At 69.1% G+C, this 26,955-nt stretch carries 28 protein-coding genes; 20 read left to right on the plus strand and 8 right to left on the minus strand.

Going from position 1 to position 26,955, the window contains the following annotated elements:
- Positions 1 to 10 precede the first annotated feature (10 nt).
- Positions 11 to 865, minus strand: coding sequence for an SGNH/GDSL hydrolase family protein (locus JNO54_RS04975; RefSeq protein ID WP_204142905.1), 855 nt, complete (start codon positions 863 to 865; stop codon positions 11 to 13).
- Between the two features lie 122 nt (positions 866 to 987).
- Between JNO54_RS04975 and pepN the strand changes: the two genes are divergently transcribed.
- On the plus strand, positions 988 to 3,453 hold the full coding sequence (gene pepN, locus JNO54_RS04980) for an aminopeptidase N (protein WP_204142906.1): 2,466 nt from the start codon (positions 988 to 990) through the stop codon (positions 3,451 to 3,453).
- Positions 3,454 to 3,503: 50 nt separating this feature from the next.
- Here pepN and JNO54_RS04985 read toward each other — a convergent pair whose 3' ends face one another.
- Positions 3,504 to 4,502, minus strand: a complete 999-nt coding sequence (locus JNO54_RS04985) for an NADPH:quinone oxidoreductase family protein (RefSeq protein ID WP_204142907.1) — start codon at positions 4,500 to 4,502, stop codon at positions 3,504 to 3,506.
- A 70-nt stretch (positions 4,503 to 4,572) separates the two neighbouring features.
- On the opposite strand from JNO54_RS04985, the gene JNO54_RS04990 reads away from it, so the two are divergent.
- From JNO54_RS04990 to JNO54_RS05040, 11 genes are all read left to right on the plus strand, one after another.
- Positions 4,573 to 5,085: a methylated-DNA--[protein]-cysteine S-methyltransferase gene (locus JNO54_RS04990; protein WP_204142908.1), complete on the plus strand. Its 513-nt coding sequence runs from the start codon at positions 4,573 to 4,575 to the stop codon at positions 5,083 to 5,085.
- A gap of 2 nt (positions 5,086 to 5,087) precedes the next feature.
- Positions 5,088 to 5,552 carry an RNA polymerase sigma factor gene (locus JNO54_RS04995; RefSeq protein ID WP_204142909.1) on the plus strand — a complete coding sequence of 155 codons (465 nt, stop codon included), beginning with the start codon at positions 5,088 to 5,090 and terminating at the stop codon, positions 5,550 to 5,552.
- A complete protein-coding gene (locus JNO54_RS05000) occupies positions 5,549 to 6,145 on the plus strand; it encodes a methylated-DNA--[protein]-cysteine S-methyltransferase (RefSeq protein WP_204142910.1) in 597 nt (198 codons plus the stop codon). Before JNO54_RS04995 ends, JNO54_RS05000 begins: the two co-directional genes overlap by 4 nt.
- A 116-nt stretch (positions 6,146 to 6,261) precedes the next feature.
- Complete coding sequence (locus JNO54_RS05005) at positions 6,262 to 7,482, plus strand: ABC transporter substrate-binding protein (protein ID WP_204142911.1); 1,221 nt, start codon at positions 6,262 to 6,264, stop codon at positions 7,480 to 7,482.
- 50 nt (positions 7,483 to 7,532) lie between these two features.
- A complete protein-coding gene (locus JNO54_RS05010) occupies positions 7,533 to 8,399 on the plus strand; it encodes a branched-chain amino acid ABC transporter permease (RefSeq protein ID WP_204142912.1) in 867 nt (288 codons plus the stop codon).
- The gene (locus JNO54_RS05015; RefSeq protein WP_204142913.1) at positions 8,399 to 9,421 is read left to right on the plus strand and encodes a branched-chain amino acid ABC transporter permease; all 1,023 of its coding nucleotides are present in this window, start codon (positions 8,399 to 8,401) and stop codon (positions 9,419 to 9,421) included. Before JNO54_RS05010 ends, JNO54_RS05015 begins: the two co-directional genes overlap by 1 nt.
- Positions 9,421 to 10,197: an ABC transporter ATP-binding protein gene (locus JNO54_RS05020; RefSeq protein WP_204142914.1), complete on the plus strand. Its 777-nt coding sequence runs from the start codon at positions 9,421 to 9,423 to the stop codon at positions 10,195 to 10,197. Before JNO54_RS05015 ends, JNO54_RS05020 begins: the two co-directional genes overlap by 1 nt.
- Positions 10,197 to 10,904 carry an ABC transporter ATP-binding protein gene (locus JNO54_RS05025; protein WP_204142915.1) on the plus strand — a complete coding sequence of 236 codons (708 nt, stop codon included), beginning with the start codon at positions 10,197 to 10,199 and terminating at the stop codon, positions 10,902 to 10,904. The genes JNO54_RS05020 and JNO54_RS05025 overlap by 1 nt, the downstream gene beginning before the upstream one ends.
- A gap of 93 nt (positions 10,905 to 10,997) precedes the next feature.
- Positions 10,998 to 12,341, plus strand: coding sequence for an MFS transporter (locus tag JNO54_RS05030; protein WP_204142916.1), 1,344 nt, complete (start codon positions 10,998 to 11,000; stop codon positions 12,339 to 12,341).
- Between the two features lie 105 nt (positions 12,342 to 12,446).
- On the plus strand, positions 12,447 to 13,679 hold the full coding sequence (locus JNO54_RS05035; RefSeq protein ID WP_233703183.1) for an acyl-CoA dehydrogenase family protein: 1,233 nt from the start codon (positions 12,447 to 12,449) through the stop codon (positions 13,677 to 13,679).
- Entirely contained in the window at positions 13,676 to 14,707 is a 1,032-nt protein-coding gene (locus JNO54_RS05040; protein WP_204142918.1) for a phosphotransferase family protein, read from the plus strand. The genes JNO54_RS05035 and JNO54_RS05040 overlap by 4 nt, the downstream gene beginning before the upstream one ends.
- Positions 14,708 to 14,711: 4 nt before the next feature.
- Here JNO54_RS05040 and JNO54_RS05045 read toward each other — a convergent pair whose 3' ends face one another.
- From JNO54_RS05045 to JNO54_RS05060, 4 genes are all read right to left on the minus strand, one after another.
- On the minus strand, positions 14,712 to 15,386 hold the full coding sequence (locus JNO54_RS05045; RefSeq protein WP_204142919.1) for a DUF1989 domain-containing protein: 675 nt from the start codon (positions 15,384 to 15,386) through the stop codon (positions 14,712 to 14,714).
- Positions 15,383 to 16,102 carry a guanitoxin biosynthesis heme-dependent pre-guanitoxin N-hydroxylase GntA gene (gene gntA, locus JNO54_RS05050; RefSeq protein ID WP_204142920.1) on the minus strand — a complete coding sequence of 240 codons (720 nt, stop codon included), beginning with the start codon at positions 16,100 to 16,102 and terminating at the stop codon, positions 15,383 to 15,385. The genes JNO54_RS05045 and gntA overlap by 4 nt, the downstream gene beginning before the upstream one ends.
- Before the next feature lie 86 nt (positions 16,103 to 16,188).
- Entirely contained in the window at positions 16,189 to 17,010 is an 822-nt protein-coding gene (locus tag JNO54_RS05055) for an enoyl-CoA hydratase-related protein (protein ID WP_204142921.1), read from the minus strand.
- Positions 17,011 to 17,064: 54 nt separating this feature from the next.
- A complete protein-coding gene (locus tag JNO54_RS05060; protein ID WP_233703184.1) occupies positions 17,065 to 18,345 on the minus strand; it encodes an MFS transporter in 1,281 nt (426 codons plus the stop codon).
- 143 nt (positions 18,346 to 18,488) lie between these two features.
- On the opposite strand from JNO54_RS05060, the gene JNO54_RS05065 reads away from it, so the two are divergent.
- Genes JNO54_RS05065 through JNO54_RS05080 form a run of 4 tightly spaced genes read left to right on the plus strand, consistent with a single transcriptional unit; the run spans position 18,489 to position 22,191 of the window.
- Complete coding sequence (locus JNO54_RS05065; protein ID WP_204142922.1) at positions 18,489 to 19,196, plus strand: HAD family hydrolase; 708 nt, start codon at positions 18,489 to 18,491, stop codon at positions 19,194 to 19,196.
- Positions 19,196 to 20,422 carry an acyl-CoA dehydrogenase family protein gene (locus tag JNO54_RS05070; protein ID WP_204144556.1) on the plus strand — a complete coding sequence of 409 codons (1,227 nt, stop codon included), beginning with the start codon at positions 19,196 to 19,198 and terminating at the stop codon, positions 20,420 to 20,422. The genes JNO54_RS05065 and JNO54_RS05070 overlap by 1 nt, the downstream gene beginning before the upstream one ends.
- Positions 20,422 to 21,489, plus strand: coding sequence for a phosphotransferase family protein (locus tag JNO54_RS05075; RefSeq protein ID WP_233703185.1), 1,068 nt, complete (start codon positions 20,422 to 20,424; stop codon positions 21,487 to 21,489). The genes JNO54_RS05070 and JNO54_RS05075 overlap by 1 nt, the downstream gene beginning before the upstream one ends.
- Positions 21,490 to 21,498: 9 nt before the next feature.
- Positions 21,499 to 22,191, plus strand: coding sequence for a TetR/AcrR family transcriptional regulator (locus JNO54_RS05080; protein WP_307818067.1), 693 nt, complete (start codon positions 21,499 to 21,501; stop codon positions 22,189 to 22,191).
- Between the two features lie 20 nt (positions 22,192 to 22,211).
- Here the strand turns inward: JNO54_RS05080 and JNO54_RS05085 are convergent, their stop codons facing one another.
- On the minus strand, positions 22,212 to 22,988 hold the full coding sequence (locus JNO54_RS05085; RefSeq protein ID WP_204142923.1) for an SDR family oxidoreductase: 777 nt from the start codon (positions 22,986 to 22,988) through the stop codon (positions 22,212 to 22,214).
- Between the two features lie 147 nt (positions 22,989 to 23,135).
- Here JNO54_RS05085 and JNO54_RS05090 point away from each other — a divergent pair, with 147 nt between their 5' ends.
- Genes JNO54_RS05090 through JNO54_RS05100 form a run of 3 tightly spaced genes read left to right on the plus strand, consistent with a single transcriptional unit; the run spans position 23,136 to position 25,617 of the window.
- Positions 23,136 to 24,137 (plus strand): NADP-dependent oxidoreductase, encoded by a 1,002-nt coding sequence (locus JNO54_RS05090; RefSeq protein ID WP_204142924.1) that lies wholly within the window; start codon positions 23,136 to 23,138, stop codon positions 24,135 to 24,137.
- Positions 24,138 to 24,160: 23 nt separating this feature from the next.
- Complete coding sequence (locus JNO54_RS05095; RefSeq protein ID WP_204142925.1) at positions 24,161 to 25,111, plus strand: NADPH:quinone oxidoreductase family protein; 951 nt, start codon at positions 24,161 to 24,163, stop codon at positions 25,109 to 25,111.
- Positions 25,108 to 25,617, plus strand: a complete 510-nt coding sequence (locus tag JNO54_RS05100) for a thioesterase family protein (RefSeq protein WP_204142926.1) — start codon at positions 25,108 to 25,110, stop codon at positions 25,615 to 25,617. The genes JNO54_RS05095 and JNO54_RS05100 overlap by 4 nt, the downstream gene beginning before the upstream one ends.
- Here the strand turns inward: JNO54_RS05100 and JNO54_RS05105 are convergent.
- Positions 25,607 to 26,077 carry a MaoC family dehydratase gene (locus JNO54_RS05105; protein WP_204142927.1) on the minus strand — a complete coding sequence of 157 codons (471 nt, stop codon included), beginning with the start codon at positions 26,075 to 26,077 and terminating at the stop codon, positions 25,607 to 25,609. The genes JNO54_RS05100 and JNO54_RS05105 overlap by 11 nt on opposite strands.
- A gap of 117 nt (positions 26,078 to 26,194) precedes the next feature.
- On the opposite strand from JNO54_RS05105, the gene fabG reads away from it, so the two are divergent.
- Positions 26,195 to 26,953 carry a 3-oxoacyl-ACP reductase FabG gene (gene fabG, locus JNO54_RS05110; protein WP_204142928.1) on the plus strand — a complete coding sequence of 253 codons (759 nt, stop codon included), beginning with the start codon at positions 26,195 to 26,197 and terminating at the stop codon, positions 26,951 to 26,953.
- Positions 26,954 to 26,955: the final 2 nt, after the last annotated feature.

The raw sequence follows: 26,955 nt of genomic DNA on the forward strand, positions 1-26,955 counted from the left end.
TGGTCGGGACTCAGAGGCTGAGGGTCTCCGCGGTGATCCGTGCCATCGCGGCCTCGCCGACAGCATCCGGGTGGACGGGCACGAGCTGGGTGCTGCCGAGCATCGGCTCGACCCAGCGGGTGCCGGCGGGCTTGCAGGCGTCGTGACCGGTGGACTGCGCGGCGACGTCGACGACGGTCGTGCCGGTCTGCTTCGCGGCCCGCCGCACGGCGTCGTTGAGGGTGTCCTGGATGCTGTTGACGTAGGCGACGTCCCCGCGGGCGATGGGCATCAGCGGGTAGCAGCCGACGTTGTCGCGCGGCATGATCTGGGGGTACGTGAGGATCGCGACGCGAGCCCTCGGCGAGCGGGCCTTGACGTCGCTGAGGGCCTGGACGAGGTCCGGGTAGGTCTTCTCTCGGATCGTCCGGGAGAAGCTGTCGCCGTAGATCGTCTTGCAGGGGCTGCCGTAACCCAGCGTCGCCCCGGCCGCCGCCCCGCACGCGAGCATCGCGTTCACGAAGGTCCCGCTGTCGTTGCCGCCGATCGTCATCGTCACGAGGTCGGTGTCCCGGCTGAGGGCGTCGAGCTGCGGTGCGACGCCGGGATGCTGCGCGCTGCGGTAGTGGTCGGTCTTCGCCGCGCCGCAGGTGACGTCCTTGAAGGTCGTCATCTTGGGGGCGAGGAGCTTGGGGTAGTTGAGGTTGCTGCGCAGGCAGATGGCCGGCGCGGTGGGGTCCGTGGGGCTGACCCCGGACGCTGCGGAGAAGGAGTCGCCGAGGGCGACGTAGTCGATGGCCTTCGCGGACTGCGCCGGGGAGGCGAGCACGAGGGTCCCGAGGGCCGTGAGGGCTGCTGCTGACAGTGCCGTGGATCGAAGCTTCACAGGGGGGTCCTTGTCGTCCGGCCCGAGCGCCGTTGCTCAGGGTGCTCGAAGATTACTCCTGAGTACGGATCCGCGCAGGTCGAGAACCGGCTCGGTCTCTGATGCGCTGGCACGATGGCCGCGTGCCTTCTCTGACCCTCACCGAATCGCGCGAGCGCGCCGCACTCATCGACGTCACCCGGATGGAGGTGGTCCTCGACCTCGACATCGGCACGCGGACGTTCGGCTCGTCGAGCCGGATCCATCTGCGGGCGAAGGGGGAGGGTCTCACCTTCGTTGACGTGGCGCCGGAGGCGCTCATCGCGGCCCGGCTCGACGGTGTGGACCTCGACCTCGCGACCTTCGTCGACCGTCGGCTGCCGGTCACGCTGACCCCCGGCGAGCACGTCGTCGAGGTCGAGGCGACGATGGCCTACAGCCGTGACGGCGAGGGGCTGCACCGGGCGACCGACCCGGCCGACGGGCGCGACTACGTCTACGGGCACATGTTCCTCGACGCGGCCCCGTCGGTCTTCGCGTGCATCGACCAGCCGGACCTCAAGGCGCCGTACGCGGTCTCGGTCAAGGCGCCGCAGGACTGGGCCGTCATCGGCAACGGTGCGTCGAGCGTCGGCGACGGCGGCACCTGGCACCTGCGGGAGACCAAGCCGCTCGCGACGTATTTCGTGACGATCTGTGCCGGCCCGTACGTCAGCGTCCGCGACGAGCACGACGGGATCCCGCTCGGGCTCTACGCGCGGGCCTCGCTCCAGGGGGAGCTCGAGCGGCACGCCCCGGCGATCCTGGACGTCACCCGCCGCAGCTTCGACTACTTCCACTCGATCTTCGGGATCAGATACCCCTTCGACGACTACGACCAGGTGTTCGCGCCGGAGTTCAACGCCGGGGCGATGGAGAACCCGGGCTGCGTCGTCTTCCGCGACACCTACCTCTTCCGCGGGGCGGCGAGCCGCAGCGAGCTGCTGACGCGGGCCAACACGATCAGCCACGAGATGGCGCACATGTGGTTCGGCGACCTCGTGACGATGCACTGGTGGGACGACCTGTGGCTCAACGAGTCCTTCGCCGAGTACATGGCCCACCGCTGCCTCGTCGCCGCGACGGAGTACACCGACGCGTGGGTCGACTCGACGATGGCGCGCAAGTCGTGGGGCTACGCGGCGGAGCGCTCGCCGTCGACCCACCCGGTCGCGGGCTCGCCGGCGCCGGACGCCCGCTCGGCGCTGGCGAACTTCGACGGCATCTCGTACGCGAAGGGTGCGGCGGTCATCCGTCAGCTCATCGAGTACATCGGGGACGACGCCTTCCTCGCCGGCATCCGCGAGTACCTCGAGGCGCATGCGTACGGCAACGGCGCGCTCGCCGACTTCCTCGCCGCGATGGAGCGGGCCGGCGGCCGCTCGCTGGACGACTGGTCGTCGGCCTGGCTCGAGACGGCGGGGGCCGACGCGCTGTCTGTCGACCGGTCGACGGGGGAGCTCGTCCGGCAGGTGCCGTCGGAGCACCCGGTCGAGCGCGTGCACACGCTCGACATCGCGACCTACTCCGGGGGAGCGGAGACCTCGCGGGCGGCGCTGACGGCAGAGGGTGGCCGGACCCCTGTCGAGGGGCTCGACCTCGACGCCCCGCTCGTGCTGCCCAACGCGGGCGACCTGTCGTGGGCGACGCCGCTGCTCGACGAGCGCAGCCTCGGCTCGCTCGTCGCCGAGCTCCCGGCGATGAACGACGAGCAGGCACGGGCCGTCGTCTGGGTCGGGCTGCGCGACCAGCTCGCGCTCGGGCTCGTCGACCCGCGGGTGCTCGTCGACCTCGGTGAGATCGCCCTGCCGCGTGAGACGAACGACTCGGTCTTCGCGAGCGCGGGCATGCACCTCACCGGCACGGTGATCCGCAACTTCCTGCCCGAGGGGGAGCAGCCGGCGGCGCGGCGGCGGATGGCGGCCGTCGGTGAGGCGGTCCTCGCCGACGCCGAGCCCGAGAGCAGCCGGGCCCTGCACGCCGCTCGGCTCGTGGCGCGCACGAGCGACGACGTCGAGGGGCGGCTGCGGCCGTGGGCCGAGGGGCGCGACCTGCCGCCGGGCCTCGAGGGGGACAGCGACTTCCGCTGGATCGTCCTCGGGCAGCTCGCCCGGCGGGGGCTGCTCGACGCGGTCGCGATCGAGGAGGCCCGGGCGGCGGACCAGACGATGTCGGGCAACCTCGGTGCGCTCACCGCAACCGCGGCGATCCCGACGCCCGAGAGCAAGGCGGCTGCGTGGGCGGACCTCACGACCAACCCCGACCGGAGCAACTACGAGCTCGTCGCGATCGCGGCCGGCTTCTGGGGCCCGGAGGACCGCAGCCTGGTGACCGACTACATCCCGCGGTACTTCGAGGACATCCCGGCGATGGCGGGGCGGATCGGCGACAGCGCGCTCGGCCGGGTCGCGACGATGGCCTACCCCGGCCGCTTCGCGACGCCGGAGACCCTCGCACTGTCGCAGGAGTGTCTCGCCCGCCCCGATCTCGACCCGGCGGTGCGCCGTGCGATCGTCGACGAGCAGTCCAAGCTCGAGGAGGTGCTCCGCTCCCGATCCAAATTTGCCTAGGCGTCTGAGGGAAACCTAGGGAAACTCGGATCTGCGGGGCGGTCGAGGGGTCAGGGGAGGACGACGAGACGGCCGGTGGTGCGGCCGGCGGCGAGGCGCTCGAGGGCCTCGGGGACCTCTTCGAGGGGGACCTCACCCCCGAGGAGCGGCGCGATCTCGCCGGTATCGGCGAGCCTGACGAGCTCGTCGTGGCAGTGCCGGACGAGCTCGGGCTCGTGCTCGAGGTAGAGGCTCCAGTGGACGCCGAGGATCGAGTAGTTCTTCACGAGCGCGTGGTTGAGCCGCGCCTCCTGGCGCTTGCCGCTGGCGAAGCCGATGACGAGGATCCGCCCCTCGAAGGCGATGCATCTGGTGCTCGCCTCGTACGCGGGCCCGCCGACCGGGTCGTAGACGACGTCCGCGCCGTGCCCGTCGGTGATCTCCTTGACCCGCTCGGCGATGTCCTCGCTGCGCCGGTCGATGACGACGTCGCACCCGAGATCCCGGGCGAGGGCGACCTTGTCCTCGCCGCCGACGACCCCGATGACCCGCGCCCCGGCGGCCTTGCCGAGCTGCACCGCCGAGCTGCCGACACCTCCGCTCGCCGCGTGCACGAGCAACCATTCGCCGGGCTGGATCGCCGCCCGCCGGTGCAGCGCGAACCACGTCGTCTGGTAGCCGATGTACAGCGCCGCGGCGTGCGCGTCATCGAGGCCCGCCGGCGCAGGGAAGGTCTGCGCCACGTCCATGAGCGCCTCGTCGGCGAAGCCGCCGTGCGGCAGCGCCACCGACCCGAGCACCCGGTCGCCGACCTCGAAGGGCGGATCCTCCCCCTTCGCCGGTCCGACTGCGGTGACCTCGCCGCAGACCTCGAGCCCCGGGGTGAAGGGCAGCTCCGGACGCACCTGGTACTCGCCAGAGCACAGCAGGCTGTCAGCGAAGTTCATCGCGCTCGCGAGCACCCGCACCCGGACCTGACCGGGGCCTGGCTCGGGGGTCTCGACGTCGACGAGGCGCAGCGCCTCGTGGGGGCTGCCGTGCCGGGTGACCTGCCACGCGCGGATGCTCATGGCGGGCAGGCTAGCCGCCCGGATCTCACGGATCCGGCCAGCGAGACGTCGTAGGGGCATGATTCGCGTCATGGCCACCCGGCACGACCTCGTCCCCACCTCGATCGGTGAGCTGACGATCGTCGTCGACGAGGTTGCCGGCCGGGACGTGCTCGTGGGCATCTACTTCCCGGGCCACTGGACTCTGCCGGACACCGTGAGCTTCGGCCCCCGTGAGACCGGCAACGCGCTCGTCGCCGAGACCGTCCGTCAGCTCGAGGAGTACCTGGCGGGGGAGCGGAGCGGCTTCGACCTGCCGGTGGATCTGCGCGGGGGCGAATTCTCCCAGGCGGTCTGGGCGGCCCTGCGCGACATCGGCTACGGCGAGCGGGTCACCTACGGCGAGATCGCCAACCGGCTCGGCACCTCCGCCCAGCCCGTCGGCCGAGCGATCGGCGCCAACCCGATCTCGATCGTCGTGCCCTGCCACCGGGTCGTCGGCAGCGACGGCAGCCTCACCGGGTACGCGGGCGGCATCGAGCGCAAGCGGGCCCTGCTCGACCTCGAGGAGCCGAGCGCCGCTGATCGTGAGGCACTCTTCTAGTCATGGCGAGCACCCCCTTCGAGACGGTCGTGCGCGAGCACGGTGCGCACGTGCTGCGCGTATGCATGGCCACCGTCGGCAGCAACGAGGCCGAGGACGCGTGGAGCGAGACCTTCGTCGCCGCCCTGCGCGCCTGGCCCGACCTGCCCGACGACCTCGACCCGCGTGCCTGGCTCACCGTCGTCGCCCGTCGCAAGTGCATCGACCAGCTGCGGGCCAAGGCCCGCCGGGCGGACCCCTTCGCCGACCTGCCGGAGGTGGCGACGCCGCCGGCCGACCGGGACGACGAAGGGGTGTGGCGTCACGTGGCCGAGCTGCCGACGAAGCAGCGCCAGGTCGTCACCTACCGCTACCTCGGCGGGCTGAGCTACGCCCAGATTGCCACCCTGACCGGCGGGACCGAGGCCGCCGCCCGCCGGGCCGCCTCAGACGGACTGAGGTCCCTGCGCAGCAAGGAGCTCCGATGAACGACACGGTCACCGACCTCCCGGCGGTCGACGACGAGCGGCTGGAGCGGCTGCACGCCCGCCTCGTCGCGCGTGCCGCAACCGCGGGCGACCTCGACGTCGCCTACCGGACCATCGACAGCCCGCTCGGCCCGCTCGTCCTCGCCGCGACCCCTGCGGGGCTCGTCCGCATCGGGTTCGTCGCGACCGAGGGAGAGGAGGGGATCCTCGCCGACATCTCCCGCCGGGTCAGCCCGCGCGTCCTGCGAAGCCCCGGCCGGCTCGACAAGGCCGCTCAGCAGGTCGAGGAATTCCTCGCCGGGCGGCGTGCCGGCTTCGAGCTCGCACTCGATCTCAGCCTCGCCACCGGCTTCCGGGGCGAGGTCGTCCGGGCGCTGAACCGGATCGGCTATGGCACCACCGCGACCTACGGGGAGGTAGCCGCGTGGCTCGACAACCCAGGCGCGGTCCGTGCGGTCGGCACGGCCTGTGCGACGAACCCGCTGCCCCTCGTGCTGCCCTGCCACCGGGTCGTCCGGAGCGACGGCGAGCCGGGTAGATACCTCGGTGGTTCGGGGGCGAAGCAGCGTCTCCTCGAGATCGAGACGAGCTAGCACCCAGGGCCTCCCCGAGGCATGGACTACCTGTTGACACCAGGTCTCACCCTGCATACCCTCCATTCAACTGAACATGAGTCCGAGTTCAGCATTGTCTCGATGAGGAGAATCTGATGGCCGCAGCACTGTCGAAGAACATGGTCCGCCGTATCGCCCTGACGGCGGGTAGCGGTCTGGTCCTCACGCTGGCCGCGTGCGGCGATTCCGGGTCCGGGTCCGGGGGTGGGGGCGAGGGTGGCGGCACGATCGTCATCGGGTACTCCGCCGGGATCAGCGGCGGAGCCGCCGAGTACGGCATCAACGTCCAGAACGGGCTCCAGATGGCCATCGACGAGATCAACGAGGCGGGTGTTGAGATCGATGGCGAGAAGTACACCGTCACGCTCGAGAGCCTCGACGACCAGTACCAGCCGAGCGCCACCGGGACCAACGCGCAGCGTCTCGTCCAGGGCGAAGGGGCCTCGGTCGTCTTCATCCCCCACGCCGGCGGCATCAAGGCGGCCCAGGAGCTCAACTCCTCCGGACGGACCGACTTCCTGATCGGCGCCTACAGCTCGGACCCGGCCATCCTCGACAGCGACAACCCGCTCACCGTGATGATCCCCCCGTCGTTCGTCAGCTACATCGCGCCCTTCATCGAGAAGGCCGACACCCAGGGCAAGGGCAAGCTCGGTCTCCTGGCGACGTCGAGCGAGTTCGGCCAGCAGTGGACCAAGCACGCTACGAAGGCCTGGGAGGACGCAGGCGGTACGGTGCTGGACAACAACAACGTCAACTACGGCACGGTGTCCGACTTCGCCGGCCCGGTGTCCAAGACGCTCGCGGGCGACCCCGACGTGATCCTCGTCGGTGGTCCCTCGCAGCCCACGGCCATCGTCATCGAGGAGGCGCGCAAGCAGGGCTTCGAGGGCACCTTCATGATCCTCGACCAGGCGAAGTTCGAGGAGCTGGAGAAGTTCACCGACCCCGAGAACCTCAACAACTCGGTCGGGATCGCCCCGTTGACGGAGTTCGAGGGGACCGCGGACTGGATCAAGCGGTACGAGGACAAGTACGGCTCGGAGAAGCCGGTCAACGCGGACATCGCGCTGAACTACCAGGCCCTCCCGATCTTCATCAAGGCCATGGAGAAGGCCGGCACCACCGACGACCCCGCAGCCATCCGCGAGGCCATCGGCGAGAGCATCACCGAGGTCGACGAGAAGCAGCGCGTGGCTTTCGCCCCGAGCCGCATCAGCGACAAGGGCCACCTCCTCGCGGAGGACCTCGTGGCCGCCTACCGCACCGAGGACGGCAAGTACGAGGCCTTCCCCGTCGAGCAGCCCGAGGAATGAGCCGCCGCCCCCTCTGCCCACGACCAGTCGACGTCCTCAAGGGGTGACGGGTGACACTCTTCATTCAACAGCTGATCAACGGCCTGGCGCTGGGCGGTATCTACTGCCTGGCCGCCGTCGGCCTGACCCTCGTCTTCGGCGTGCTGGGCTTCCCCAACCTGGCTCATGGCGCGCTCTACATGCTCGGCGCATACATCACGTACTCGATGCTCGTCACGGTGGGACTCCCGTACATCGCGGCGATACTCGTCGCGGCGGCCATTCTGGCGGTCCTGGGTGTCGTGTTCGAACGGCTGATCTTCCACCCTTTGCGTAACGCACCGCATACGCATCACATGATCGCCACGGTCGGGGTGATGTTCTTCCTCGTCTCGTTGGTCGAGGAGACGTGGGGTACCGGCTTCCTTCGGATGGACTCGCCCTTCGCCGGGCGGGTGACGGTCCTCGGGGCGCAGATCTCCGCGCAGCGCATCATCATCATCATCACGGCCGTCGTCGTCCTCATCGCCCTGACGTTGTTCCTCAAGCGGTCGGTGCACGGGCAGGCGATCGAGGCCGTCGAGCAGGACCGGACCGGTTCCGCACTGGTCGGGATCAACCCCAGCGTCGTCTCGATGGTGACCTTCGCGGTCTCCTTCGGCCTGGTCGCGGTCTCGGCGGGCCTGGTCGCGCCGATCCAGCTGCTCTCGCCGGCGATGGGTACCTCGCTGAACCTCGTCGTCTTCGCGATCATCGTCCTCGGTGGCCTGGGCTCCCTCCCCGGAGCGATCATCGGAGGGTTCGCAATCGCCATCGCCGAGCTTATGGCGTCGACGTACATCTCGGTGGCGGCCGGTGAGGCCGCGATCTTCATCGTGCTCATGGGCGTGCTCGCCATCAAGCCCACAGGTCTGTTCGGGGCGGTGAACCAGCGATGATGACCAGGATCCACCCCCGGTTGATCGGCGCAGCGCTGATGATCCTTGCGCTCGTGCTGTCCCCGCTCTTCCTCAGCGATCAGCCGTACCTGGTGCGCGTCCTCACCACGGCTGCGATCTACGCGATCGCGGCCTACGGTATGAACATCATCCTCGGTCTGACCGGCCAGCTCTCTTTGGCCCATGGTGGATTCTTCGGCATCGGCGCGTACGTCGTCGGGTTGCTCACGACCGACTACGACTGGACGTTCTGGTCGTCGTTCGTGCTGGCCATCGTCGGCACGACCGTCATCGGATACCTCTCCGGTCTGATCGCCCTCCGGACTCAGGGGTCGTACTTCGCCATCTTCACGATGGCCCTCGGCTTCCTGATCTTCATCATCGCCACACGGTGGGAGTCCGTGACCCACGCCCACTCGGGCGTGAGCGGGATCAAGCTCCCCGAGAACATCGGACCCCTTGACTTCACCGACCCGGTGATCCTGTACTACCTGGTCCTACTCTTCCTCGTGGGGGCCATCTATGCGACCCACGCGCTCCTCCGCTCCAACGCCGGCCGGTCGCTGGTGGCCGTCCGGACGTCGGAAGACCTGGCGAAGTCCATCGGCGTGAACGTCGCCGTGAGCAAGCAGCTCGCGTTCACCGCCTCGGCAGGTGTCGCAGGACTGGCGGGTGGGTTGTTCGCCTCGCTCAACGGGTTCATCGGGCCGGACTCCACGGCCGTCGACCTGACGTTCGAGTTCTTGCTGTTCCTCCTCATCGGCGGGATGGGCACGGTGATGGGTCCCCTCGTGGGCAGCCTGATCGTCGCCATCCTCTTCGAGGTGCTGCAGGACCTCCAGTCCTATCGGTTCATCGTCCTCGGCCCGATCATCGTCCTGCTCGTGATCTTCGCGCCCAAGGGCATCGTGGGATACCTCAACGAGCTGTTCACCCGCCGAAAGGGACGAGGCCACGAGCAGGAACAGGGTCCCGCTGATGGCGTCCCCGTCAGCCCCCACACACCGGAAGAGGTGCGCTGATGCTGCTGCAGGTACGAGGGCTCGGGAAGCGATTCGGCGGCCTCGATGCGGTCAAGGATGTTGATCTTGACGTCCCTGAAGGGCAGATCACGGCGATCATCGGCCCCAATGGGGCCGGCAAGTCGACGCTGTTCAACCTGCTGGCCGGCTTCTACCGGCCGACCGCCGGCACGGTGACGTTCGCAGGCGACGACATCACGGGTAAGAAGCCTCACCAGACGGTGCGTGCCGGCATCGCCCGGACCTTCCAGACCACCCACCTGTTCGACGATGCCACCGTGCTCGACAACGTGCGCGCCGGCTGCGTGGTCCGGTCGAGGTCCAACGCGATCGATGCCGTCCTTCACACGCCCCGGCACCGGCGGGACGAGAAGCTCAGCCTCGAGAGATCTATGCAGGAGCTGGAGTTCGTCGGTGCGGCCCACCTGCGTGACGAGATCGCATCGACCCTCCCGCAGGAGGCGCAGCGGCGGGTGTCGATCGCCCTGGCCCTGGCCACCGAGCCGCGGCTCCTGCTCCTGGACGAGCCTGCGGCAGGGGTCAACGACGAGGAGACCGTCGCCTTCGCCGACCTGTTCCGACGGATCGTGGCCCGTGGCATCACGGTCTGCATCGTCGAGCACAAGATGTCGATGATCATGAACCTGGCCGACCACATCGTCGTGCTCGACCATGGGCAGCGCATCGCAGCCGGCACTCCCGACCAGATCAAGAAGGACCCGCTGGTCATCGAGGCCTACCTCGGTGCCGACGCGGGCGCGGCAGGAGCACACTGATGATCACCGTCTCGGGCCTGAGCGCCGGATATGGCGCAGGGGACGTCCTGCACTCCGTCGACATCACCGCGCCGGAAGGAGAGCTGACCGTCGTCCTCGGCGCGAACGGGTCGGGCAAGTCGACGCTCTTCCGGACCATCAGCGGCGTCCTCCGGCCGACCGCGGGCCGTATCGAGTTTGCCGGAGAGGACACGACCCGGAGCAGCACGGCAGCCATGGTCCGCAAGGGGTTGGCGCACTGCCCGGAGGGGCGGCACCTCTTCCCTCGCATGTCGGTCGAGAAGAACCTCTTGCTGGGTGCCTACTCGAACCGCCGGCAGAAGGCGCGGGTGCAGTCGCTCCTCGAGCGGAACTACGAGATGTTCCCCATCCTTCGGGACAAGAGCAACCAGCCGGCCGGGTCCCTGTCCGGTGGGCAGCAGCAGATGGTGGCGATCGGGCGGGCTCTCATGTCGGACCCCAAGATGCTGATCCTCGATGAGCCGTCCATGGGCCTGGCCCCCCTCATCACCCAGCAGGTTTTCGCCGCGATCGTGGGCATCAACCGGGAGGGGATCGGCGTGGTCCTGGCCGAGCAGAACGCGCGATCGGCGCTGCAGATCGCCTCCAGCGCCTACGTGCTCTCCGAGGGGCGTGTGGTCCTGTCCGGCCCTGCGGAGCAGCTGGCCGACGACCCGGCGGTACAGAAGGCGTACCTGGGCGTCTAGCGGAGAGGGTAGACGCGGGGTCGCGAGTGGCCCGGTCCCTCCGGTCGCCGGACCGGGCAGACTGCATCCGACCCTCCGTGACCGAAGGACACCATGCGCCCCGTCGACCTCGATCCCGCGCCTGACGCGCTGACACGCCCTGAGCGGCTCGGCCGTCTGCCCTACACGCGCAAGCACACCAAGCTGCTCCTCGGCTCGGGCACCGGCTGGGCGCTCGACGCGATGGACGTGGGGCTCATCTCCTTCGTCCTCGTCGTCCTGGCGCAGCAGTGGGACCTCAGCACGGCGGAGCGCTCGTGGGTCGTGACGATCGGCTTCATCGGGATGGCGCTCGGTGCGACCTTCGGCGGGCGTCTCTCGGACCGTTTCGGGCGGCGGACGGTCTTTGCCGCGACGCTCGTCGTCTACGGGCTGGCGACGGGCGCCTCTGCGCTGGCCGGGGGTCTCGCGGTCTTCCTCGTCCTGCGCTTCCTCGTCGGCCTCGGCCTCGGCGCCGAGCTGCCGGTGGCGTCGACCCTGGTCAGCGAGCTCTCGCCGACGAAGATCCGCGGTCGCCTCGTGGTGGCGCTGGAGTCCTTCTGGGCCTTCGGCTGGATCCTCGCCGCGGTGATCGGCTTCTACGTCGTGCCGAAGGGGGATGACGGCTGGCGCTGGGGACTGGCGCTCGGTCTGGTCCCGGCCCTCTACGCAGTCGTCGTGCGCTTCGGGCTGCCGGAGTCGGTCCACTTCCTCGAGCGAAGGGGGCGTGACGAGGAGGCCGAGCGGGTGGTCCGCGAGTTCGAGGAGGCAGCCGGGGTGCCGCCCGTGCCCTCCCGTGAGCTGCCCGAGTCGCCGGTCGCGCCCGCCGCGGACCTGTGGCGCGACGGTCACGCGCGGCGGACCGCAGGCATCTGGATCGTGTGGTTCTGCGTGAACTTCTCGTACTACGGCGCCTTCATCTGGATCCCGTCGCTGCTCGTGGCGCAGGGCTTCGACATCACGAAGTCCTTCCAGTTCACGCTGATCATCACGCTCGCCCAGCTGCCCGGGTACCTCGTCTCGGCGGTCCTCATCGAGATCTGGGGACGACGGGCGACGCTGGCCACCTTCCTCGTCGGCTCGGCGGTGTCTGCGTGGTTCTTCGGGCAGGCGGGCAACGACGTGGCGATCATCGCGGCCGGGTGCGCGCTGAGCTTCTTCAACCTCGGGGCGTGGGGCGCGCTCTACGCGATCACCCCGGAGATCTACCCGACGGTGATGCGCGGGACGGGCGCGGGGGCCGCGGCGGGCTTCGGCCGGATCGCCTCGATCCTCGCCCCGCTGTCGGTGCCCTTCCTCCTCGAGCGAGGTGGCGGAGAGGCACTCGTCTTCGGCCTCTTCGCAGCGGCCTTCGTCGTCGCCGCGATCGCGGCCTTCGTGCTCCTGCCTGAACGCAGGGGAGTTGCGCTGGAGGCCTAGCCGTTGAGCAGCGGAGATGGCCCGCAAACTAGAACTTGAATCTGGATTCAGGTATTGTCGTCAGTGACGACGCATCAACGACGAAGGGGCAGTGCAGTGTTTGCGATGACCGAGCGTGGCGAGGAGTACCGCGCCAAGCTGCTCACCTTCATGGATGAGCACGTGTACCCGGCGGAGAGCGTGTACCACCAGCAGATGGTGGACTCGGGTGATCCGAACCATCACCCGCAGGTGCTGGAGGACCTCAAGGCGGTGGCCAAGGAGCAGGGGTTGTGGAACCTCTTCCACCCGCATCCTGAGTGGGGTCCGGGGCTGACGAACCTCGAGTACGCCCATCTTGCGGAGATCACTGGTCGCAGCATGGAGCTGGCCCCGGAGGCGATCAACTGCAACGCGCCGGACACGGGGAACATGGAGGTCCTGACGTTGTTCGGGACCGATGAGCACAAGGAGAAGTGGCTCAAGCCGTTGCTGGCTGGTGAGATTGCCTCGGCGTTCGCGATGACCGAGCCTGCGGTGGCCAGCTCGGATGCGACGAACATCGAGACCTCGATGGTGCGGGATGGTGACGAGTATGTCATCAACGGTCGCAAGTGGTGGACCTCGAACGCGTTGCACAAGAACTGCAAGGTGCTCATCGTCATGGGCAAGACCGACCCGTCGGCTCCCAAACATCGTCAGCAGTCGATGATGGTGGTTCCGTTGGACACCCCTGGGGTGACGGTGGTGCGGGGTCTGCCGGTGTTCGGGTACCAGGACCGTGAGGGTCACGCCGAGGTGCTCTTCGAGGACGTGCGGGTGCCGGTGACGGCGTTGCTCGCCGGTGAGGGTGATGGCTTCATGATCAGCCAGGCCCGCCTGGGTCCGGGTCGGATCCACCACTGCATGCGTGCGATCGGTGTCGCGGAGCGCGCCCTGGACCTCATGATCGACCGGGCGACGGAGCGTGAAGCCTTCGGGGGTCCTCTCATCGACCGCCCGAACGTCCAGGACGTCATCGCCGAGTCGCGCATGGAGATCGAGATGGCGCGTCTGCTGACGCTCAAGGCCGCGCACCTCATGGACACCGTCGGCAACAAGCACGCGCGCATCGAGATCGCGGCGATCAAGGTCGTTGCACCGAACGTCGCCACGAGAGTCGTCGACCGGGCCATCCAGATCTTCGGCGGTGGCGGCGTCAGCGACGACTTCCCCCTGGCGAAGATGTACGCGGGTGTGCGTACGCTGCGCCTGGCGGACGGCCCGGACGAGGTGCACCGGATGACTATCGCGCGCCAGGAGATCCGCCGTCGCGCAGTCGAGACCGGCCGGATGCCGGCGAAGGGAGAGGGTCGATGACCGAGATCCAGGGGCTCGACACCGCGGCCATGGCCGAATGGATGGAGAGCCAGGGCATCGGTTCCCGGCCGATCGCCTTCGAGCGGGTGGGTCTGGGGCAGTCCAACCTCACCTTCCTCGCCACGGATGACGGGGGGTCCCGCTGGGTCCTCCGTCGTCCGCCCCTCGGCAGGATCCTCGCCTCGGCCCACGACGTCGCCCGGGAGCACCGGATCCTCAGCGCCCTCCAGGGCACCGGCGTCCCAGTCCCGACGGTTCGCGGGCTGTGCGAGGACCCGTCGGTCACCGACGTCCCCGTCATGGTCGTCGACTTCGTCGACGGGGCGGTTCTCAACGACAGCAGCGACTCCGAGCGGATCCCGGAGCCTCAGCGTCGCGAGGTCGGATTCAGGCTTGTCGAGGCGCTCGCGAGCATCCACGCCGTCGAACTCGACCGCGTCGGGCTGAGCGATCTCGGCAGCCACAGCCCCTATGGGGTTCGGCAGCTGCGGCGGTGGTCCGGCCAGTGGGAGAAGTCGAAGACCCGTGAGCTGCCCGTGCTCGACGACCTCACCCGACGTCTCACCGAGCTCGACCCCGGGTCGAGCGAGATCACCCTCGTCCACGGCGACGGGCACCTGCGGAACATGATCATCGACCCGCAGGACGCGAGCATCCGCGCGGTCCTCGACTGGGAGCTGTCCACCCTCGGCGACCCGATCGCGGACATCGGTACGTTGCTCGCCTACTGGGCCAGCCCGGGGGAGCCGCTGGCAGAGAGCTTCAGCGCCACCACCGTGCCCGGTTTCGCCGCGCGTGACGAGCTCGCAGCCCACTACGCCCGGATCACCGGGCGAGACGTCAGTGCGGTGCCCTTCTGGCACGCCCTGGGGGTGTGGAAGATTGCGATCATCCTCGAGGGAGTGCGCCGTCGCCAGCTCGACGACGAGCGCAACCTCTCGGCGAGCGGTCACTTCCCGGCCGAGGTCGTCGACGTGCTCGCCCGGCACGCGCACGCGATCCTCGACGCCGGGTCGCCGGAGGGCTGAGGACTCAGGGGGCGGCGACCCGGTAGTCGATCGGCGTGCAGCGACCGTTGTTGGACTTCTCCGCCGAGCACGCGGTGATGCCTACGAGTAGGTCGACCTCGGCCTGGACGGCGAACCGATCACCCGGCACGGTCGGTGGCGGATCGATGTGCAGCTCGCCGTCGAGGTCGGTCCACACGTCCATGAAGACGTTGAGCGTCGTCGAGATCCGGTCCGGTGAGATGCCGTAGGCCTTGAAGGCACCGACGAGGTTGGCGAAGCAGCTCGGGTGCTCCGCGCCGCCGAGGTCGGGGTAGAGGATGTCGAAGGTGTCCTGGCTGCACGGCGTCAGCGTGAGGTCGTGCACGCCGACGGTGTCCTCGACGATCGTCGCGAGCACCCGCGACCGGTTGCTCCACAGCCGCCCGCCGGGGCCGACGTAGATCGAGTTCGCGTAGTCCGTCGTGCGCCCGCTGGAGAACCACTCGTCGCCGCGCTCGACCCCGTCGTCGGCGAAGAGGAAGAGGTCGCTCACCTGCTCGCCGCACGGGTCGACGAGGGTGAGTGTCGCCCCCTTCGGCAGCCGCAGGCCGGTGCCGGTCTGCGGGTCGAGTCGGGTGAAACCCTCCGCGGGACCGTCGGCTCCACCCGCGTAGGGCGGGCGCAGGTCGGGCGAAGGGGTCCGGGGTCGCTGTCTCACGTGTCGCCTCTCGTCGCGAAGGGTGCCGCCCAGTCGTCCTCGACCCGCCGCCCGGCGTACTGGCGGGCCTCGGAGCTCTCGCCGTGGTCCTGCGCCATCGGGTTGACCTCGCCCTGCAGGGCCGCGTCCCGGCGGCGGATGGTGTCGCGCATGCGCTCGAAGCTGCCCTCCCCGCGGAGGAGCTCGAACTGCTCGTGGAGATTGAAGACCAGGGTCGGCAGGGGCGCGCGCCGGGCGATGCGTGATGCCTGGGGGTGGAGCCCGACGATGAAGTAGGCAACCCCGGCATGGCTGTAGGCGAAGTGAGCCTTGTCCGGGTCGTCGTCGACCCCGTGGGCCCAGGGCTCCTCGTCCTCGTCGTGGAGGCGCTGGAGCAGGTCCCACAGCAGCCGCTCGAAGTGCACCTCGTCGCGGATCTGCGGACCGCGAAAGACCGCGACGAAGGAGACGAACGCGCCCGTGGGGTCCGCGGCCCGGCCGTACTCCGCCAAGGCCCGCGAGAGCTCCGTGCGGCTCAGCTCGCTCTCGAGGTCGTCCAGGACGACGACGGTCGCGGCGTCTCGGCGGAAGACGGACCGGGCGCCCAGGCACGGGAACTCCGGGTGCGCCACCATGTCGGCGATCGCCCCGACGACGTCGATGTCGGGTGCATCGTCGAGGCCGGAGTCGGCCTGCTCGGCGAGGACGTCCTCCAAGGGTTCGTGCGCGTTGCCCACGCTCCGGAGACTAGCCGCCGCGGCCGGTCTGATGCGGAAACCTCTGCGAGAGAAGAAGAATCACCCCTTCGGGTGGGGTGCTCGCCTCAGTGGGCGAAGACCGGCGGCCGCTTCTCGACGAAGGCGCGGGCCGCCTCGACGTGATCATCGGTCAGACCGCACTGCTTGTGGCGCGGCACCTCGGCGCGCATCGACTCCGAGAGGGTCTGGCCCGGCGCCTCGAGCAGGTTGGCCTTGATGTAGGAGAGGGCGAGCGCAGGACCCGCGGCAAGCTGCTGTGCCAGGGCGCGTGTCGCCTCGGCGAGGTCCTCCTCGGGCACGAGCTGGTTGAGCAGCCCGAGCTCCAAGCAGGTCTGCCCGTCGACGCGAGGGTTGAGCATGAGCAGCTCGCGCGCCTTCGCGGGGCCGACCAGCCGGTCGAGCAGCCACGCGACGCCGAAGTCGCCGGAGAGGGCGATGCCGGTGAAGGCGGTCGCCATGAGGGTCTTGGGGGTCCCGATGCGGAGGTCCGCAGCCAGCGCGAAGCCGAGCCCTGCTCCCGCCGCGGCCCCGGGCAGAGAAGCGATCACCGGCTTGCGGAGAGCGTGGATCCTCCCGACGGTGAGTTCCTGGTGCCTGAGCTGGTCTGCGACGAGCGCGTCGTCGACCTCGGTGGCACCCTTGCCCTCGCCACCGTCCGCGTCAAACTGCTGCACGTCTCCGCCGGCGCAGAAGGCCTGGCCGGCGCCGGTGATGACGACCACGCGGACCGCGGGGTCGGCCTCTGCCTCGTCGAGCATCTCGCCGAGGCGCTCGATCATCGGCGTCGACATGGCGTTGCGTCGCTCAGGTCGGTTGAGGGTGATCGTGGCCACCCCGTCGGTGGCGCTCACGAGGATGTGATCTTCGGCCTGCTGGTCGTTGCCCACGACTCTCCTTAACTTGAATCTGGATTCATAAACTAGGCGTGGCTCTGACCGAGGTCAAGGGGTCGGCAGGGCGCTCCGAGCGAAGAGCATGGCACCGGTGAGGGGGAGACCGGCGAGGGTCAGCAGCGCCCCCGCTTCTCCCAGGGCAGGACCGAGACCTCCGACAGCGGCTGCCCCGAGGCTGCCTCCCGCCAGGAAGACCAGGGTCAGGAGGCCGAGGGCCGCGCCGCGGGTGCGGTCGGGGACGGAGTCTGCGACGAGCCCGGTCATGGCCGGCTGGCCCAGCCCGAAGGACAGCATGAGGGTGAGGGTGGCCGCGATGAGGACTGCAGGGGAGACGAGGTGGCTCCCCAGGGCGGCCATCGCGAGCGCGCAGCTCGTCCCGGCGGTCGAGACGAGCTGGCTACGGGTGGCCCCGAGGCGGATGAGAGCCGGTGACGTGATTCGCGACGCCACGAGCCCCAGCGCTGCGCCGGGCAGGAGGAGGGCGCCCACCTGGATCCCGGACCAGCCTGCTGCCGCAAGGGCGGTGGGGATGGCCACGAGCATGCCGAACCAGGCCGAGGAGAGGCTGATGGCGGTGATGAGGCTCTTCCGGGCGGGGATGCTCCTCACCATCGCCGCGGGGATGATCCCGTCGGGGTGACGGCGAGACCGGAGGACGACCCACGGCCCCGCGACGAGGAAGGCGACGCCCCCGGCGAGCGCGACGGCTGGTCCCAGGCTGGCGACCTGCAGGGCGAGCACGGCTCCCGTCGCGGCGAGCGCCACGAGCGTCGCGCCGGGGAGGTCCAGCGTGACGTGCGGCTGTCGGTGCGTGGGCAGGTGGCGCCACACCAGGGGCAGCAGCGCCAGCGAGACGATCGGGATGGCGACGACGGGTCGCCATCCGAGCGGACCGACGAGAGCTGCGCCGATGACAGGTCCCATGACGTTGACGGTCGCGCCGATGCCTGCGTAGGAGGCCATGGCGCGGTCCCTGGCGTGTCCGGCGAAGCGTCCCTGGATCGCGGCCAGGGTGAGGGCGGGTATCGCCGAGGCGCCCAGGCCCTGGACCACTCGCGCGCCGACGAGGGCGGGCAGGCTCGTGGCGAAGGCACCGGCGCAGGCGGCCGTGACCATGACCGCGATCCCGGCGACCAGCGGTGTGCGGATCCCGTAGATGTCTCCCAGCCGCCCGAAGACGGCGCACCCGACAGCCAGGCTGAGCGAGTAGCAGCTCACCACGAGCGTGGTCCTGCCGATTGAGGAGTCGAGTCCCTCGGCCAAGGGTGGGATGGAGACGGCGACCGCGGCGCTGCCCATGCCGGTGAGGCCGAAGAGCACCGCGAGCATGAGTGCAAGGTGCTGCGGCGCGACAGGGGTGATGCCGGAGGTCGTCAACAGGATTGGGGCCGCTCTCGGTCTTGAATGTGAACTTGAATTCAAGTATACCTTGCTCTCAGCAGGGCGAGACAGCGAGAAGCAGGGGAGCGTCCATGAGGAAGCCGGTCGGTGTCGCGACCGCGGGAGAAGGCGCGGTCACCCCGATCGGGCGTTCGGCGGTGCTCGTCGACTACGGCGGCGTGCTCACGCTCCCGATCACCGGTGCGTTCCGACAGCTCAGCGAGGACCTCGGGCTGGACGGGGAGGCAGCGCTGCGGACGCTGTCGACGCACGAGGTGGCCCGGGCGGCCCTGGTGGAGCACGAGTGCGGGCGGCTCGACGACGAAGAGTTCGAGGACGCCTTCGCGAGCGCACTGTCCGAGGCCGGGGCTCAGGTCGACCCGCGCGGCCTGCTCGCACGGATCGCGGCGCACCTCGATCTCGACCCGCCGATGATCGAGTGGGTGCGGGACCTGCGCCGGGAAGGCACGCCGGTGGCGCTCGTCTCCAACTCGCTGGGCCGCGACTGCTACGCCCGGATCGACATGGACGAGCTCTTCGACGCCGCGGTGATCTCGGGCCACGTCGGTGTGCGCAAGCCGTCGCGACGGATCTACGAGATGGCGAGCGACGCCCTCGGGGTGCGGCCCGAGCAGTGCATCCTCGTCGACGACCTCGAGCACAACCTCGCCGGAGCTGCCCGGCTCGGGATCCACGGCGTCCTCCATCGCACCAGCGCAGCCACGATCTCGGCTGTCCGAGAAGCACTCGCGGACCCCGCCCCATCAGCCCCAGCACAGTCAACACAAGGACGGTCATGATGTTTGAACTCAGCGAGCGCGGTCAGGAGTACCGCGCCAAGCTGCTCACCTTCATGGATGAGCACGTGTACCCGGCGGAGAGCGTGTACCACCAGCAGATGGTGGACTCGGGTGATCCGAACCATCACCCGCAGGTGCTGGAGGACCTCAAGGCGGTGGCCAAGGAGCAGGGGTTGTGGAACCTCTTCCACCCGCATCCTGAGTGGGGTCCGGGGCTGACGAACCTCGAGTACGCCCATCTTGCGGAGATCACTGGTCGCAGCATGGAGCTGGCCCCGGAGGCGATCAACTGCAACGCGCCGGACACGGGGAACATGGAGGTCCTGACGTTGTTCGGGACCGATGAGCACAAGGAGAAGTGGCTCAAGCCGTTGCTGGCTGGTGAGATCGCCTCGGCGTTCGCGATGACCGAGCCTGCGGTGGCCAGCTCGGATGCGACGAACATCGAGACCTCGATGGTGCGGGATGGTGACGAGTACGTCATCAACGGTCGCAAGTGGTGGACCTCGAACGCGTTGCACAAGAACTGCAAGGTGCTCATCGTCATGGGCAAGACCGACCCGTCGGCTCCCAAACATCGTCAGCAGTCGATGATGGTGGTTCCGTTGGACACCCCTGGGGTGACGGTGGTGCGGGGTCTGCCGGTGTTCGGGTACCAGGACCGTGAGGGTCACGCCGAGGTGCTCTTCGAGGACGTGCGGGTGCCGGTGACGGCGTTGCTCGCCGGTGAGGGTGATGGCTTCATGATCAGCCAGGCCCGCCTGGGTCCGGGTCGGATCCACCACTGCATGCGTGCGATCGGTGTCGCGGAGCGCGCCCTGGACCTCATGATCGACCGCGCCCAGTCGCGGGTCACCTTCGGCGAGCCGGTCGCGAACCGGGCCAACGTCCAGGACTGGGTGGCCGAGTCGCGCATCGACATCGAGATGGCGCGTCTGCTGACGCTCAAGGCCGCGCACCTCATGGACACCGTCGGGAACCAGCAGGCCCGCACCGAGATTGCGGCGATCAAGGTGGCGGCGCCGAACGTCGCCCTCCGGGTCATCGACCGGGCCATCCAGGTGCACGGCGGCGGCGGCGTCAGCGACGACTTCCCCCTGGCCCAGTGGTATGCCCACATGCGGACGCTCCGACTGGCCGACGGCCCGGACGAGGTGCACAAGATGATCATCGCGCGTCGCGAGTACCGTCGGCGCAGCCCGGAGTGGGGCAAGAAGAAGAGCTGATGTCCGAGGCAGAGGAGGAGCCCGTCATGGTCACGGACCAGGTCAACGCAGCGGAGGGTCTGAACGTCGAGCCCATGGCTCGGTGGATCGAGGGTCTGGGTATCGGTGTGGAACCGCCCCTCGGCTTCCGTCGTGTGGGGCTGGGCCAGTCCAACCTCACCTACCTGGTGACCGACGAAGGGGGTGGACGGTGGGTGCTCCGCCGTCCGCCCCTGGGCCACCTCCTGGCCTCGGCGCACGACGTGGCTCGTGAGCACCGGATCCTCAGCGCCCTGCAGGGCACCGGCGTGCCGGTGCCTACCGTGCACGGGCTGTGCGAGGACCCCGCCGTGACCGACGTCCCGGTGATGCTCATGTCCTTCGTCGAAGGGGCCGTCCTTGACGCCCGAGCCGACGCCGTGCGCCTCGACGTCGGCGTCCGGAGAGCGCTCGGGCCGGCTGTCGTCGGGGCGCTGGCCGAGATCCATGCGGTCGACCTCGAGAAGACCGGTCTCGTAGACCTCGCGAGCCACAAGCCCTACGCGGATCGCCAGCTCCGCCGCTGGTCCGGGCAGTGGGAGCAGAGCCGTACGCGAGACCTCCCGGAGCTCGACCGGCTGACGGCTCGACTTCGCGAGCGGTCCCCCGACCCGGCGGAGATCGTCCTCGTGCACGGGGACTGCCACCTCCGCAACGTCATCTTCGACCCGGCGGACGCGTCGATCCAGGCCGTCCTCGACTGGGAGCTCTCCACCCTCGGCGACCCGCTGGCCGACCTCGGCACCCTGCTGGCCTACTGGCCGCAGGCCGGTGACCCGCCCACGCTGCGGTTCGACGCATCCGAGGTCAGCGGCTTCGTCTCGAGGGAGGAGCTGGTACAGGCCTACGCATCGGCCACGGGCCGAGACGTCTCCGCGGTCCCGTTCTGGCATGCTCTCGGTGTCTGGAAGGTCGCGATCATCATGGAGGGCGTGCGCCGCCGACAGCTCGACGAGCCCCGCAACGTGTCGGCGAGCGGGCATTTTCCGGCGGAGGCCGTGGACGGGATCGTGGCGTACGCGCACGCTGTCCTTGACGGAACTCTCTAGGCTGTCCCCGTGAATACCACGAACACGCCGGCTGCTGACGATCCGGAGATGCCGTCCTTCGTCGACCCCAGCAGGACGGGAACCCAGCCGGCGACGGCTCGTGGCAAGCGCACCCGCGACGCGTTGGTGGCGGCTGCCCGGAAGGTCTTCGAGCGCGATGGGTATCTCGACTCTCGCCTCGTGGACATCGCGCAGGAAGCCAGCTGCTCCATCGGGAGCTTCTACACCTGGTTCGACGGCAAGGACGAGGTCTTCGCGGCAGTCCTCCAGGAGGCGCAGAACGACATGCTGCATCCCGGCATCGGCCGCGTCCTCTCGACCGACGACCCGGTCGAGATCATCGCCGCGAGCAACGCGGCGTACTTCGCCGCGTACAAGAAGAATGCGCGCCTCATGCAGCTTCTCGACCAGGTCGCCGCTGTCGACCCGGCCTTCCGGACCCTGAGGCGGGCGCGCAACAGGGCCTTCGTCGAGCGCAACGCAAAGGCGATCCGCGATCTCCAGCGCCGTGGCCTGGCGGACCGAGGTGTCGACGCGGAGGTCGCGGCGATGGCGCTCTCCGGAATGGTCGGTCGCCTGGCCCACAGCGCCTACCTCATCGACCCCACACTCAAGGTGGAACATCTCGTCGAGACCGCCACCCGGCTCTGGACCAACGCGCTGGGGCTTACCCAACCTGTCCTGGAGCCGGATGCCGGGTGACCGTCTCGGCACAGCCGAGGTCAGCGGGCGATGTTGACCCCGCCGTCGACGACGAGCGTGCTGCCGACGACGTAGTCTCCGGCGCGGGAGGCGAGGTAGACCGCCGCCCCCGCCATGTCCTCGGAGCGTCCGATCCGGCCTGAGGGGATCGACTGGGCGATCTCGTCGGCGTGATCGCGGGCGTCCTTGTTCATCGTCGAGGCGAAGGCTCCCGGGGCGATCGCGCTGACGATGATCCCTTCAGGGGCCAGCCGCACGGCCATCCGAGCGGTCAGGTGGATCACGCCTGCCTTGCTGGCGTGGTATGAGTACGTCTCCATCGGGTTGAGCGAGAGCCCGTCGATCGACGCGATGTTGATGACCTTCGCCAGCTCGCCGCTGCGCTCCCGGCCGGCGAGGAGCAGCTCCTTGGCTGCCTGGGTGAGGAAGAAGGGGGCCTTGACGTTGAGGTCCATGACCTTGTCCCACCCGCTCTCGGGGAACTCGTCGAAGGAGGCGCCCCAGGCGGCCCCGGCGTTGTTCACGAGGATGTCGAGCGAGGACTCGTGCTCCTTGAATGCGGTGAGCAGCGCCTCGATCCCCGCGAGCGTCGACACGTCCGCAGGGAGGGACACGCAGTGGCCGATCTCCGAGAGCTCTGCAGCCGTCGCGTCGCAGGCCTCGGCCTTCCGGGCGGTGATGTAGACGCGGGCGCCCTGCCGGAGCAGCCCTTCGGCGATCATGCGACCGATCCCGCGGGACCCGCCCGTGACCAGGGCGACGCGGCCTGAGAGAGAGAAGAGGGAGTTCATGTCCATGGGGTCTCCTCGATAGGTGAGCCGGGACTCGGACGAGCCTCCGGCGACCTGAGTTGATATTGAAATCAGGTTCAGGTTATGGCTATCGTGCCTGAACGTACTGGTTCCTGCAATGGGTGCCGCACGATCTGGTGGAAGGGTGAAGACATGACTTGGTCGTCGACGGAGGTGCGCCTGGCGCAGCGTCCGGACGGGTATCCCGACGAGAGCACGTGGTCGATCGAGCGCACGGAGGTGCCGGACCCGGGTCCTGGCGAGCTCGTCGTCAAGGTGCAGCACATCTCGCTCGACCCCGCCATGCGCGGCTGGCTCAACGACGTCCGCTCCTACATCCCGCCCGTCGGGCTGGGGGAGGTCATGCGCGCTTTCGCGGCGGGTGAGGTTGTCGCCTCGAACAACGACGACTTCGCGGTCGGGGACGTCGTCAGCGGGGTGTTCGGGGTCCGCGAGTACGCGCTCTGCGACGGCCAGGGCGTGACCCGGCTTGACCTGGACGTCGCGCCTGCGACGACCTGGCTCGGTGCGCTCGGCATGCCAGGGATGACGGCGTGGTTCGGCCTCACCGAGGTCGGCCGGCTCAAGGACGGGGAGACCGTGCTCGTCTCGGCGGCGGCTGGGGCGGTCGGGAGCACTGTCCTCCAGATCGCCAAGGCCCGTGGGTGCCGGGTCGTCGGCGTCGCGGGAGGGCCGGAGAAGGTGGCGTGGCTCAAGGAGATCGGGGCGGACGCCACGATCGACTACAAGCAGGGTGGGGTGCTGAAGCAGCTCCGTTCAGCCGCTCCGGAAGGGGTCGACGTCTACTTCGACAACGTGGGCGGCGAGGTGCTCGACGCGGCGCTGGCCAACCTGCGTCGGGGGGCCCGCGTCGTCATCTGCGGCGCCATCGCCGGCTACAACGAGCAGAAGCTCCCCGAAGGGCCGCGCCGCTACATGTCCCTGCTCGTCTTCCGTGCCTCGATGACCGGCTTCGTCGTCATGGACTACGAGGACCGCTACCCGGAGGCGGTGTCGGCGATGTCCAAGATGATCGCCGACGGGACGCTCACCCCTAGGGAGACGGTCCTCGAGGGAGGCGTGGAGGCCTTCCCCGAGGCTCTCCTCGGGCTCTTCCGAGGCGTCAACACCGGCAAGCTCCTGCTCAAGCTCTGACCACCCCTGCGAGAGGACCACTCATGCGCGCCATCCACATCACCACGCTCGACGGCCCTGAGGCCATCGAGGTCGTCGATCTGCCCGACCCCTCCGACGAGGGCATGGTGACGATCGCGGTGAAGGCCGCGGGGGTCGCCTTCCCCGAGCTCCTCCAGACCCGCGGCCTGTACCAGGTCAAGCCCGACCTGCCCTTCGTCCCTGGGGCTGAGGTCGCCGGGGTCGTCGAGAAGGCTCCCGACGGGAGCGGGTTCTCCGTCGGTGACCGCGTGGCGGCGCTGTGCCTCCTGGGGGGCTTCGCCGAGAAGGTCCAGGCACGACCAGACCTCACCTTCGTGCTGCCGGACGAGGTGACGTTCGAGGAGGGCGCATCCTTCCTCTTCAACTACGCGACGGTCTACTTCGCGCTGGTCGAGCGGGGAGGGATGGCGCCGGGCGAGTCCGTCCTCGTCCACGGCGCGGCGGGGGGCATCGGGACCGCCGCGATCCAGGTAGCCAAGGCGTTCGGCGCCGATCGGGTGGTCGCTGTCGTCTCGACGGAGGCGAAGGGGGAGGTCGCAAGGGCCGCCGGGGCTGACGAGGTGGTCCTCGCCGACGGTTTCCGTGAGTCCGTCGGCAAGACGATCGATATCGTCGTCGACCCGGTGGGCGGCGACCGCTTCACCGACTCCCTGCGCACACTGCGTGAGCACGGGAGGCTGCTCGTCATCGGGTTCACGGCGGGACAGATCCCGGAGGTCAAGGTCAACCGCCTCCTCCTCAACAACATATCCGTCGTCGGCGTCGGCTGGGGCGCCTACGCGATGCCTCGTCCTGGGCACGTCGGGTCCGAGTGGGAGGCGATGCTGCCGCATCTGCGTAGCGGTGCGCTTCGCCCGGTCGTCGGTGCCTCCTACCCGCTCGAGGACGCCGTAGCGGCACTGACCTCGCTCGAGGGCCGGACCGTCACCGGCAAGGTGGTGCTCCAGCCGTGAGCGTCGTCAGCGACCTGCCCGGCGTGGACGACGTGCTGGCCCTGCCCACGCTGCTCCTCGAGACCGCGCCGCGTGAGTGGGAGGACGGCAACGGGCACGTCAACGTACGTCACTTCTACGACCTGCACATGCGGGCGGCCCACTCGGCGATGACGGCGATAGGTCTCGACAAGGAGTATCGGGAGACGACGGGTCAGAGCGTCTTCAGCGTGGAGCAGCACATCCGGTTCCTCGGAGAGGTGCACGTCGGGGACGAGGTCAGCGTGCACATGCGCTGGGTCGAGCGCGGCGACAAGGTGCTCCACGCGGTCTCCTTCATCGTCAACCGATCGACGAGGCGCCTCGTCAACACCTTGGAGGCGCTGGAGGCGCACGTCGACCTCCGGACCCGCCGGGCATGCTCGTGGGCCCCCGCCGTCGCCGATCGGATCGACGAGGTGACGGAGGCCCACGGGCGCCTTCCCTGGGTGGCCCCGGTCGGCGGGGCCATCATCGTCAGGCGCTGAAGCGGCCGATCGAGTCAGCGACGAGGATCGGCTTCTCGATGCCGTCGGCCTCGACGGTCAGCCTGGTGACGACGTTGACCTGGCCGGGGGAGGTCTCCTCGACCTTGGTCAGCTCGGCGCGCAGGCGGATGCGCGAGTCAACGGGCAGCGGGTGGATGAAGCGCACCCGGTCGTAGCCGTAGTTGAGGCTGTGCGCGAAACCGTCGAAGGCCATGAGCTCCTCGAGGAATGCAGGAGTGCGGGACAGGCTGTAGAGCCCGTGGGCGATCGTCGAGCCGAAGGCAGAGTCCGCGGCCCGCTCGGGGTCGACGTGGATCCACTGGTGATCCCCGGTGAGGTCTGCGAAGGCGTCGATCTTGGCCTGGTCGACGACGTGCCACTCGGTCGGGCCGAGCTCAACGCCGAGGAGGTCCTTGAGGTCCTGCACGGATGCCGGCCGGCGCTGTGTGGTCTGGGTCATGTCGAGCTCCCTGTGTGTCGAGGAACGAAGAAGTTCGTGCAGATTACTTGAACATGAAGACGGGTTCAAGTACGTTGCGAGTCATCCGAACGGTAGGTGACCACGCAAGGAGAGAGCATGGGTACGAACCAGCGCACGGCGATCGTCACGGGCGGGGCCCGGGGGATCGGCGCCGGGATCAGCAAGCGACTGGCCGAGGACGGGATGGCGGTCGCGGTCCTTGACCTCGACGAGTCGGCCTGCCAGGCCGTCGTCGACGAGATCGCTGCCGCCGGCGGTCAGGCTCTGGCGGTCGGCGCCGATGTGTCCGACCCGGAGCAGGTCGAGGCTGCTGTGCGTCGCGTCGCGGACGAGCTCGGGGCTCCCACGGTCCTGGTCAACAACGCGGGGATTATCCGCGACAACCTCATCTTCAAGATGAGCGTCGAGGACTGGGACTCGGTCATCGGTGTTCACCTTCGGGGGTCCTTCCTCATGACGAAGGCCTGCCAGGGCTTCATGACCCAGGAGAAGTTCGGGCGCATCGTCAACCTGTCCTCCACCTCCGCCCAGGGGAACCGCGGGCAGGTCAACTACTCGGCCGCGAAGGCGGGCGTGCAGGGCTTCACCAAGACCCTGGCCATCGAGCTCGGCAAGTTCGGGGTGACGGCCAACGCGATCGCCCCCGGCTTCATCGAGACCGAGATGACCGCGGAGACGGCCGCGCGGATCGGGATCAGCTTCGACGAGCTCAAGAAGATGGCCACGGACCAGGCGCCTGTCGCCAGGACCGGGAAGCCGGAGGACATCGCCCACGCCGTGTCCTTCTTCGCCAGCGAGGGCGCCGGGTTCACCACCGGTCAGGTCCTCTACGTCGCCGGCGGACCGTGCGACTGATG

The sequence above is a fragment of the Janibacter endophyticus genome, assembly GCF_016888335.1.
GTDB lineage: Bacteria > Actinomycetota > Actinomycetes > Actinomycetales > Dermatophilaceae > Marihabitans > Marihabitans endophyticum.